This window comes from Burkholderia gladioli, assembly GCF_000959725.1.
GTDB classification, from domain to species: domain Bacteria; phylum Pseudomonadota; class Gammaproteobacteria; order Burkholderiales; family Burkholderiaceae; genus Burkholderia; species Burkholderia gladioli.
On sequence record NZ_CP009322.1, the window covers coordinates 751,246 to 761,865 of the forward strand.

9 protein-coding genes are annotated in these 10,620 nt (G+C 68.8%); 5 read left to right on the plus strand and 4 right to left on the minus strand.

Annotated elements, in window-relative coordinates; genetic code table 11:
- Window positions 1-40: 40 nt before the first annotated feature.
- From BM43_RS04140 to BM43_RS04150, 3 genes are read right to left on the minus strand one after another with little or no spacing between them, the layout of a single operon-like run.
- Window positions 41-3,292, minus strand: coding sequence for an efflux RND transporter permease subunit (locus BM43_RS04140; protein ID WP_036056743.1), 3,252 nt, complete (start codon window positions 3,290-3,292; stop codon window positions 41-43).
- 40 nt (window positions 3,293-3,332) lie between these two features.
- Window positions 3,333-4,793, minus strand: a complete 1,461-nt coding sequence (locus BM43_RS04145) for an efflux RND transporter periplasmic adaptor subunit (protein ID WP_036056742.1) — start codon at window positions 4,791-4,793, stop codon at window positions 3,333-3,335.
- A gap of 10 nt (window positions 4,794-4,803) precedes the next feature.
- Window positions 4,804-6,075, minus strand: a complete 1,272-nt coding sequence (locus BM43_RS04150; RefSeq protein ID WP_052409234.1) for a TolC family protein — start codon at window positions 6,073-6,075, stop codon at window positions 4,804-4,806.
- A 220-nt stretch (window positions 6,076-6,295) separates the two neighbouring features.
- Between BM43_RS04150 and irlR the strand changes: the two genes are divergently transcribed.
- Window positions 6,296-6,979, plus strand: coding sequence for a heavy metal response regulator transcription factor IrlR (gene irlR / locus BM43_RS04155; protein WP_036056741.1), 684 nt, complete (start codon window positions 6,296-6,298; stop codon window positions 6,977-6,979).
- Entirely contained in the window at window positions 6,976-8,400 is a 1,425-nt protein-coding gene (locus tag BM43_RS04160) for a heavy metal sensor histidine kinase (RefSeq protein WP_036056740.1), read from the plus strand. Before irlR ends, BM43_RS04160 begins: the two co-directional genes overlap by 4 nt.
- 39 nt (window positions 8,401-8,439) lie before the next feature.
- Here BM43_RS04160 and BM43_RS04165 read toward each other — a convergent pair whose 3' ends face one another.
- On the minus strand, window positions 8,440-8,712 hold the full coding sequence (locus BM43_RS04165) for a DUF4148 domain-containing protein (RefSeq protein ID WP_036056738.1): 273 nt from the start codon (window positions 8,710-8,712) through the stop codon (window positions 8,440-8,442).
- Window positions 8,713-8,952: 240 nt separating this feature from the next.
- Between BM43_RS04165 and BM43_RS04170 the strand changes: the two genes are divergently transcribed.
- The 3 genes from BM43_RS04170 (at window position 8,953) to BM43_RS04180 (ending at window position 9,902) form a co-directional block, all read left to right on the plus strand.
- Window positions 8,953-9,183, plus strand: coding sequence for a hypothetical protein (locus tag BM43_RS04170; RefSeq protein WP_036056737.1), 231 nt, complete (start codon window positions 8,953-8,955; stop codon window positions 9,181-9,183).
- Window positions 9,184-9,200: 17 nt separating this feature from the next.
- On the plus strand, window positions 9,201-9,575 hold the full coding sequence (locus tag BM43_RS04175) for a DUF4148 domain-containing protein (protein ID WP_230676446.1): 375 nt from the start codon (window positions 9,201-9,203) through the stop codon (window positions 9,573-9,575).
- A gap of 63 nt (window positions 9,576-9,638) precedes the next feature.
- Window positions 9,639-9,902 carry a hypothetical protein gene (locus tag BM43_RS04180; RefSeq protein ID WP_036056736.1) on the plus strand — a complete coding sequence of 88 codons (264 nt, stop codon included), beginning with the start codon at window positions 9,639-9,641 and terminating at the stop codon, window positions 9,900-9,902.
- Window positions 9,903-10,620: the final 718 nt, after the last annotated feature.

Here is a 10,620-nt window from a genome sequence, read left to right on the forward strand (position 1 = left end):
AATCGTCGGAGGTTTGGGGGTCGGGGAGGGGCGGCGAAGATCAGCCCGGCCCGCGCCGGAAGGGCAGCCGGTCGAGCAGTCGGCCGAGCAGCCGGCTCGCCGTGCCTGCCCGGTCTGCCGGCGTCGTGCGCGGCGATCCGCTGTAGACGAACCGGTACAGCACCGGCAGCACCAGCAGGGTCAGCATCGTCGAGGACAGGATGCCGCCGATCACCACCGTCGCCAGCGGGCGCTGGACCTCCGCGCCGGTGCCGGTGGCGATCGCCATCGGCACGAAGCCGAGCGAGGCGACCAGCGCCGTCATCAGCACCGGGCGCAGCCGGGTCAGCGCGCCCTCGCGCACCGCCTCGGCCAGCGGGCGGCCGGCCTCGCGCAGGTTGCGGATGAAGGAGATCATCACCAGCCCGTTGAGTACCGCCACGCCCGACAGCGCGATGAAGCCCACCGCCGCCGAGATCGACAGCGGAATGCCGCGCAGCCACAGGAACAGGATGCCGCCCGACAGCGCGAACGGGATGCCGGTGAACACCAGCAGGCCGTCCTTGGCATTGTTGAACATCATGAACAGCAGCACGAACACCAGCAGCAGCGCCAGCGGCACGACCAGCTTCAGGCGCGCCGTCGCGCTCTGCAACTGCTCGAACTGGCCGCCCCAGGTGAGCCAGTAGCCGGGCGGGATGGCGACCTCGGCCTGCAGTTTCGCCTGCGCATCGGCGACGAAGGAGCCGACGTCGCGCTCGCGCACGTTCGCGCTGACCACGATGCGGCGCTTGCCGTCCTCGCGGCTGATCTGGTTCGGCCCCGGCGCCAACTCGATGTTCGCCAGCTCGGAAAGCGGCACGAAGGCGGCGCCCGCCGGGTTCGCGCCGCTGCCCGAAGACGAAGGTGCAGCCGCGGCGGCCGTGACGGGCAGCGCGATCGGCAGGCGCCGGATCGCGTCGATGTCCGAGCGCAGCGTCTCGGGCAGGCGCACCACGATGTCGAAGCGGCGATCGCCCTGGAACAGCGTGCTGGCGGTCTTCCCGCCGAGCGCCGCGGCTACCGGGGCCTGCACGTCGGCGATATTGATGCCGTAGCGGGCCAGCTTCTCGCGGTCGGGATCGATGCTCAGCACGGGCAGGCCGGCGGTCTGCTCGACCTTGACCTCGATCGCGCCCGGCACCTGCTGCAGCGCCTCGGCGATCCGCCTGGCGGTGGCCTCGAGCGTGCCCATGTCGTCGCCGAACAGCTTGACCGCCACGTCGCTGCGCACGCCGGAGATCAGTTCGTTGAAGCGCAACTGGATCGGCTGCGAGAACTCGTAGACGCTGCCCGGTATCGCGGCGAGCACCGCCTCGATCTCGTCGCGCAACTGCTCGCGCGGCTTGGTCGGCTCGGGCCAGTCCCTGGCCGGCTTCAGCATGATGTAGGCATCGGACTGGTTCGGCGGCATCAGGTCGGTGGCCACCTCGGCCGTGCCGGTGCGCGCGAACACGCGCTCGATCTCGGGGATGCGTGCCTTGAGCGTGGCCTCGATCTGCCGCTGCATCTCGAGCGATTGCGTGAGGCTGGTGCCCGGGATACGCAGCGCGGAGATCGAGAAATCGCCCTCGTTGAGGCTGGGGATGAATTCGCTGCCGAGCCGGGTGGCGATCAGCAGGGTGGCCGCCACCGCCAGCGTGGCGCCGGCCAGCACGGGGCCGGGGCGGCGCAGGCAGCGATCGAGCAGCACCGCGTAGAGCGAGCGCGCCCACGACATCAGGCGGTTCTCCTTCTCCTCGACCTTCTCGCCGATGAACAGCGCCACCGCGGCGGGGATGAAGGTGACGGTGAGGACCATCGCCGCGGCGAGCGCGAGCACCACCGTGATCGCCATCGGATGGAACATCTTGCCCTCCACGCCCGAGAGCGCCAGGATCGGCAAATACACCACCATGATGATCACCTGCCCGAAGATCAGCGCGCGCCGCGCTTCCTGGGACGCCTGGTAGACCTCGGCATGGCGCTCCTCGCGCGTGAGCGGGCGGCCTGCCGCGGCCTGCGCATGCGCCAGGCGCCGCACGCAGTTCTCGACGATCACCACCGCGCCGTCGATGATGATGCCGAAATCGAGCGCGCCCAGGCTCATCAGGTTGGCGCTGACCTTCAGGTTCACCATGCCGGTGAAGGTCATCAGCATCGCCAGCGGGATCACCAGCGCTGTGATCAGGGCCGCGCGCAGGTTGCCGAGGAACAGGAACAGGATCGCGATGACGAACAGCGCGCCTTCCAGCAGGTTCTTCTTGACCGTCGCGATGGCCTTCTCGACCAGCACCGTTCGATCGTAGACCGGCACCGCGCGCACGCCCGGCGGCAGCGAGCGGTTGACGTCCTTCATCCTGGCGGCCACCGCCTCGGCCACCGTGCGGCTGTTCTCGCCGATCAGCATGAAGACGGTACCCAGCACCACCTCGCGGCCGTTCTCGGTGGCCGCGCCGGTGCGCAGCTCGCGGCCGATCTGCACCTGGCCGATGTCCTGCATGCGTACCGGCACGCCGCCCGCGTTGGCGAGCACGATGTTGGCCAGGTCGTCGAGCGAGCGCGCCTGCCCCGGCACGCGCACCAGGTACTGCTCGCCGCGCTTCTCGATGTAGCCGGCGCCGACGTTGTCGTTGTTCGACTGCACCGCGCGCACCACGTCCGCCAGCGACAGCCCGTAGGACATCAGCTTGGCCGGATCGGGCGCGATCTGATACTCCTTCACGTAGCCGCCGATCGAGTTCACCTCGGTCACGCCCGGCACGTTGCGCAATTGCGTGCGGATCACCCAGTCCTGCAGCTCGCGCAGGTCGGTCGGCGTGTAGGCGCCGCCGTCGGGCTTGCGCGCGCCGGCATCGGCCTCGACCGTCCACATGTAGATCTCGCCGAGCCCGGTCGAGGTCGGCCCCATGATCGGCGCCACGCCTTCGGGCAGCCGGTCCTTGGCCTGCTGCAGGCGCTCGTTGACGAGCTGGCGCGCGAAGTAGATGTCGGTGTCGTCCTTGAAGATCACCGTGATCTGCGAGATGCCGTAGCGCGAGGTCGAGCGCGTCTGCTCCAGGTGCGGCAGGCCCGCCATCGCGGTCTCCAGCGGATAGGTGACGCGCTGCTCGACCTCGAGCGGCGAGTAGCCCGGCGCGGGCGTGTTGATCTGCACCTGCACGTTGGTGATGTCGGGCACGGCATCGATCGGCAGCCGCTGGTAGCTGTAGATGCCGAGCGCGGCCAGCGCGAGGATCGCGAGCAGGACGAGCCAGCGATGGGCAATGGAGGAGCGGATCAGGCGATCGAACATGGAGGAGTCCAGATTGAGCGGCGAGCGGGCACGGGTGGGATCAATCGCTGTCGGCCGCGCTGTTTTCCAGCTGCGACTTGAGCACGAAGCTGTTGCTCGCCGCGTATCGCTGGCCGGGCTTCAGCCCGTCCAGCACCTCGGTGAACCGGCCATCGCGAATGCCGGTCTTGAGGGGCTGCGCGACGAACCCCCATTTCGATGCCACGAACACCGCCGGCGCGCCGTCGACGGTCTGCAGCGCGTCGGTCCTGACCGCGAGCGGCACGGTGTGCGCGCTGGTATCGACCGTGACGTTGACGAACATGCCCGGCCGCCAGGTGCCGCCCGGATTGGGCAGCACGATGCGCGCGGGTGCCGTGCGGGTCTGCGCGCCGAGCAGGGCGCCGACATAGGCGACCTGTCCGCGCGCCTGAGAGTCGAATGCCGTCGCGGAGACGCTGGCCTGCTTGCCGACATACACCTCCTTGAGGCGCTGGGCGGGCACGGCCATTTCGGCCCACACGCTCGACAGGTCGGACAGCACGAAGATGCTCGTGTCGGCCGCCACGGCCTCGCCGGGCGTGACGCGCTTCTCGACGATCGAGCCGTCGAACGGCGCGCGCAGTTCGTAGCGATTGAGCGTGCCGCCGGCGGACGCGTCGATGGCGGACAGCTTCTGCCGCGCGTTCTGCACGGCGATTTCCGCCTCGCGCAGTTGCACCTGGGCGGCCTGGTAATCCTGTTCCGCGGAGATGCGCTCCTGCCACAGCCTGCGCTCGCGCTCGTACACCTGACGCGCCCCGACCAGCCTGCGCTGCGCGGTCAGCAGCTCGCTGCGCCGGTCGGACAGCTCCGGGCTGGCCAGCACGGCGAGCAGCTCGCCGCGTTTCACCTGCTGGCCGAGCGACACGGCCACCTTCTCCACCACGCCGGCCACGCGCGGCACGACCTGCGCGGTGCGATCGGCGTTGAAGCGGATCTCGCCGGGAAGCTGGAACGAATCGGCGATCGCCGCCGGCCCGGCCGGATCGACGCCGATCCTCGCCTCGGCCAGTTGCTGGTCGTCCAGGGGCACGGCGTGCTGGTTCTGGCGATAGTCGAAGGTCCGCGTCGCGCCTTCGGCCTGCCAGTTGAGCTTCACCTCGAAGACATGCGGTTTCGGGATTGCGGCGGCGCTGCGGTAGCCGTCCGCGCCGGGCAGCAGCGCGAGCGGGCCGCGCGTGCCGTCGTAGCGCTCGATGGTGGCCGTGAGCGTGTTGCCGGCGGGCTTGACCGGCTTGCCTCGCAGCGAGGGATAGAAGGCCAGCGTGGCCTGGCCGTCGCGCTCGCCCTGCACGATTTCCAGCGCGTAGGCGCCGTCGGTCAGCACGGTGCCGCCGCGTACCGCGGCGGGCGCCGACGTGGCGGCATCGGCTGGCGTGCTCGCGGTGGTGCGCAGCGCGGCGAAGGCAAGCGCCGCGGCGACGGCAAGCCCGCAGGCCAGCGCGATCGCCAGGGCGACGCGCTTCGGTTGGCTCGGCATAAGGGGTTCCTCAGGGTTGGACGGTCGGGGCCGCGGCGTCGAGCGGGGTGCCGAGCAGGCGGCCGAGATCCGCATCGGCGAGATGCGCGTCGGTCAGCGCGCGGATGTAGCGGGTCTGGTTGTCGAACAGCGTGCGTTGCGCGTCCAGCACGTCCAGGAACTGGAACTTGCCGAGCGCATAACCGCGCGACATCGCCTCCAGCGCCGAGCGGGCCGCCGGCAGCACGTCGCGTTTCAGGCGCTCGGCCTCCAGCGCCGAGCTGCGATAGTCCGCGTAGCGTTGCGCCAGCGCCTGCCGCTGCGCCAGGCGGGTGCCGTCGAGATCGGCGCTGGCCTGTTCCGACGAGTGGGTGGCTTCGTCGATGGCGCCGCGATTGGTGTCGAAGATCGGCAGCGGGATCGAGATGCCGACCACCGCCTGGTTGTCGGCGATGCCGCCTGTCGTCACGCGCTTGTAGCCGGCGCTGATCGTGACGTCGGGGATGCGCCGCGCGCGCTCCAGCGAGATGCGGGCATTCGATTGCCTGACCCGGGCCATCGCCTCGCGCGTGAGCGGCGCGTCCTCCAGGCGGGCGTCGAGCGCCGGCAGCGCGGGCATCTCCGGCAGGCTTTCGAAGCCGTCCTCGCTGGCGCTGCCGCCCGGCCAGCCGCCGCCCAGCGCGCCGGCAAGCCGGGCGCGCGCGGCGCTCAGGTCCGCCGCGGCGCGCGTGAGCGCGATCTGGGTGGCCACCAGCGCGACGCGCGCCTTGGTCTCCTCGACCGGCGACACCTTGCCGGCACTGACGCGCTTGGCGACCAGCTCGGTCGAGCGCTCGGCGATCGCGGCCGATTCCGCGCTGACGGCGAGCGTGCGCTGGGCGGACAGGAGTCCGTAGAATGCCTGGACGACGCTGCCGCGCACGGCGGCGGACTGGGCGTCCATCGCCGCCAGCGAGGCCTCGCGGCCGTAGGCGGCGACGTCGACGCGATAGCCGCGCTTGCCGGCCGTCTCGATGCGCTGGCTGATCATCGCGGTGCTGGTGCGGTCATAACGCTTGAAGCTTTCCTGCAGGAACGACAAGTCGGGATTGGGGCGCATGCCGGCCTGCAACTGAGCACCGGCGGCGGCATTGGCCGATGCGCGGGCGCTGGTCAGCAGCGGGCTGTTCGCGTTGGCGATGCGCAGTGCCTCGCCCAGCGACAGCGGCGGGGCGGGCGGCGGTGCCGTGTCGTTCGCCTGCGCGCCGGCGAGAGTGGGAAGCAGCAGGGCGACGGCGAGGATGGCCAGGGGTTCGAGACGCATGAGTGAAAGAGGCATCGAGTAGCTTGGCCACCATGCTAGATGCCTGTTGCAGCGCAAACATGCGCGAAACATGAGAATTCCGTCATCTTGCCGCCAGGGGGCGTTTCTCGTGCGATGCTTGGCGCAATCCCGATCGCGCCGGGCGCGATCATCCGGGCCGGATCGACTGCGCCGACGCTGGCCGGCGCGTATCCACCCGAACCTTGCAAGGAAAGGAATCATGCGTATTCTCATCGTCGAGGATGAGCCCAAGACCGGCGCCTATCTGCGCAAGGGGCTGACGGAGGCGGGCTATGTGGTCGACTGGGTGCAGGACGGAACCACCGGCCAGCACCAGGCCGAAACCGAGGATTACGACCTGCTGGTGCTCGACGTGATGCTGCCCGGGCAGGACGGCTGGACCCTGCTGCAGAACCTGCGGCGCAGCAAGTCGACCCCGGTGCTGTTTCTCACCGCGCGCGACGACGTGGGGGACCGCGTGAAGGGGCTCGAGCTGGGCGCCGACGACTACCTGGCGAAACCCTTCGATTTCGTCGAGCTGACCGCGCGCATCAAGTCGATCCTGCGACGCGGCCAGGCGCGCGAGACGAATACCCTGAAGGTCGCCGATCTCGAACTCGACCTGACGCGCCGGAAGGCGACGCGACACGCGGATACGATCCTGCTCACCGCCAAGGAGTTCGCGCTGTTGTGGCTGCTGATGCGGCGCGAGGGGGAGATCCTGCCGCGCGCCACCATCGCCTCGCAGGTCTGGGACATGAACTTCAACAGCGATACCAACGTGGTGGATTCGGCGATCCGGCGCCTGCGCTCCAAGATCGACGACGCCTACGAACCGAAGCTGATCCACACCGTGCGCGGCATGGGTTACGTGCTCGAAGTGCGCAACCCGGTTTCGCGATGATGCAGCGCGTCGTCCCTCACACCCTGCGCGGGCGCCTGACGGTCCTCATCATCCTGTCGACCTCGGTGATCCTGGCCTTGAGCGGCCTCGCGCTCTACGAGGCCCTGCGTAGCCGCATCGAATCCTCGGCCGCCGAGCAGATCGACGGCATCACGGCCGCCTTGCGCCAGCACCTGGCCAAGGTCGGAACCCTCACCGATGTGCGGCTGAACCGGGACCTCTGGATCGACCAGCTTCACGGGCATTCGGACATGGATCTGGCCATCCTCGACTCGACCGGCAACGTGCTGGTCGGCACGAGGGGCTTGCGCTTCGACGCCTCGCTGCTGTCCGCGGCCGCTGCCTCGGCGGCCGTCAGCATCGAACCGGCTCGCTCCAGCCTGCGTTATTCGATTTCCACGGTCCGGCTGGCCGGCCCCGGCGCGCCGGTGGTTCGCGTCGTGGTGCAATACGATCGCGCCGAGGACCTGTCGACCCTGCGCGCGCATGCCTACACGATCGTCGTGATCGAAGTGTGCGGCGTGGTGCTGGCCGCCGTGCTCGCCTACGGCATCGCCGGCCTCGGCCTGAACCCCCTGCGCCGCTTCGCCGTGCGCGCCGAGCAGATGTCGACCAGCCGGCTCGCGCATCCCGTGCAGGAGCTGCATGTGTCGGGCGAGCTTCGGGAACTGGAACATGCCTTCAACGGCATGCTGGCGCGGCTCGACGAGTCGTTCACGCGGCTGGGCCAGTTCTCGTCGAACCTGGCGCACGACATGCGCACGCCCCTCACCAACCTGCAGGCCGCCGCGCAGGTGGCGCTCTCGCAGCCGCGCAGCGCGGACGAATACCAGGCCGTGATCGAGTCGAGCATCGACGAATACCAGCGCCTGTCGCACATGATCGAGGACATGCTGTTCATCGCGCGCGCCGAGCAGGCCGGGCAGTCGCTCGATATCCGTCGGCTCGATGCGGCGGACGAGGCCGAACGCGTGGCCGGCTATTACGAGGCGCTCGCGGAGGATGCGGGGGTGTCGATCGTGGTGCGGGGCCGGGCAAGCGTCGAGGCGGACCTGAGCCTGTATCAGCGCGCGCTCAGCAACCTGCTGTCGAACGCCTTGAAATACGCGCCGCGCGGCAGCGCGATCACGATCGAATGCCGGCAGCAAGGCGAGGCGGCGCTGATCGAGGTTTCGGACCTGGGGGAGGGCATTCATCCGCAGCATCTCGCGCGGATCTTCGAGCGCTTCTACCGCATCGATCCCTCGCGGCAGAATTCCGCTTCGGGCACGGGGCTGGGGCTGGCGATCGTGAAATCGATCATGGACAACCACGGCGGCGAATGCGGCGTGGACAGCCTGCCGGGAACGCTCACCACCTTCTGGCTTCGTTTTCCCGGCGCGACGGGCGAGGCCGCCTCGGGCCCGGGCCGCCCGGCCTGAGGCCGGGCGATGTCGCGAGCGTTCCCCGCGGCGCGGCGCTCAACGCGAGCCGAGCTTGTCGTGCGCGTCCACCTTCGGATCGGATTCGCGGGGATGCACGGTCATGCCGTGCAGGTCCTTGTTGCGCTCGACCATGTCCGTGCTCGGCGGATATTGCGTCTTGCCCGCCGGCACGGCGCCCTCGTGTTGCGCGACCTTCAGCTCGTCGACGACGTCCGTGCGCGATTTGCCTTGTGCCTGCGCGGCTTGGCTGGCCGCGCCGATCGACATGGCGGCGGTAACGAACAGGATTGCATAACGAATCGACTTCATGACTGGCTCCTTGGGATGGGCTCGCCGGGTGGCGAGTCGTGTGGCCAGTATGGGCAGGCAGCCGTGCGTGATCGTGATTCGAACATGAGAAATGCGTCATGACGCGGCGATGAGGAAAATCTCATGCCGGGCTCATGTCCATGCCGGAGCGCGAGTCGACAATCCAGCCTCATGCCGTGTGGCGGAGCGCCTGCTCGCGAATCCACGCGACCCGAATCGCCACTCTCCCGGATACGGATCATGTCCCGAATCGATTTTCGCTGCCTTGTCCTGCTTATTCTGCTTGTCCCGATTGCCCTGCTCTCGATGGCCGGATGCGCGTCGAGCACCGGCGGGCCGGCGCAGGGAAGCGGCGGTGAATACCGCGAGCGGCAGGGGATGCCGAACCAGCAGGTGGACTACGCCGGGCATCGCTGCGGCAGCCCTTATGCCTACGTCAAGATCCACCCTTGTGTCTTCCCGCGTCCCTAGCCTGGAGCGAGGCCGACATGACGGAAATCTCATGTTCGGATCATGCCCGCGCAGCAGCGCGCGGCCAGAATCAAGCCATCGATACCGAACCGGAAACACGAGGAATGAAGAATGCATTGCGCCTTTCGCTCGGCATGGGCATTGCGCTGGCCGGCCTGTGCCTGGGCGGGCAGGCGACGGCCCAAGCGAAGACTCGCGCCGAAGTCCGGCAGGAACTCCTGCAGGCCCGGCACGACGGCTACCTTCCCAATCGACGCACGAATTTCCCGCCCGATGCGTCGATGGTGGCGCGAAGCCGGCAATTGCATCGCCTCACGATCCATCGCGGCGAAAGCTCGCCGCGCTTCGACGAGCACGATACGCGCGATCCGGCGGCCCGGCCCGCGCAATGAGCGATGCAAGCGCGAATGGACCCGCGATGGCGGGCGACGTACCGAATCACCGAGGAGTCGAGCATGCGCATGTCGAAGTGGATAAGCCTGTCGATGCTGGCCGTGTCGATGAGCGCGATGGCGGGAGGCTGGCCGGAGCGCTGGATCGATCACGAGCCGACGCATTGGCGAAACCTGGATGCCGAGGCGGGCGACCAGGCCGCGCCGGAGCGGCAAGCGAAACGGCAGGCGAAGCGGAAACCCATTCCGGTCCCCGGCGATTCGTCGATCACCGTCACGCAGAGCCTGTCGCGATCCGGCGCGCCGGCGAGCCCGCCGCTTCGGTGATACACGCGTTGAAGCTTCTTCCCGGCGCGTGCCGGGAAGGCTCCCGCGCCGACCGGCTTGCTTCGTGACCGCGCCTGCCCGATACTTTCCCACTATGTGATTCGATGCCTGCATGGCATGCAATAATCGGCCCTGCATCATTGCCACGAATCCACGCATCCCGTCCCGCCGCCTCGCTTTTTTGACCGATCCCGCCTGCCACGCCGGCGTATTTCTTACTCGCCGCGCACGCTCGTTCGACACGATTACGAATTCATGTTCGACGGCGCGAGTTTCGCGATCTCCATCTTTATTTTTTTATTGCCACGCTGAAGCGGCCTGACTACGCTCGGGCGGACTGGGCCTGCTGAATTCGACTCATCTGTCGTTGCGGCGGCCATACCAGAACAAGCCGCCGGCCTGGCCGCAACGCTCGGGCCGGCGACGCCAAAGCGAGAGAAACGTGCTGAGACCAGCGCATCCGAGACACGCCGCTGCGCGAGGGCCATGCCGATTCCGCCACATTCCGCCGCCTCGCGCGGCGATGGGCGAGGGCGGCTCGTGCCGGGCGCAAACCCTCCCTCCTTTATCGACCGCCGTCGCCTGCTCCCCCGAGCCTGACCGGGCATCCGGCGCCTGACCCTCCAGGTGCCGCGACGGGCATCGCGCATGCGCGGGCCGCCGCCGGCACCTGGCTCATTCATTCCATGTCGAATCGCGTGACGGGATGTCCCGACGA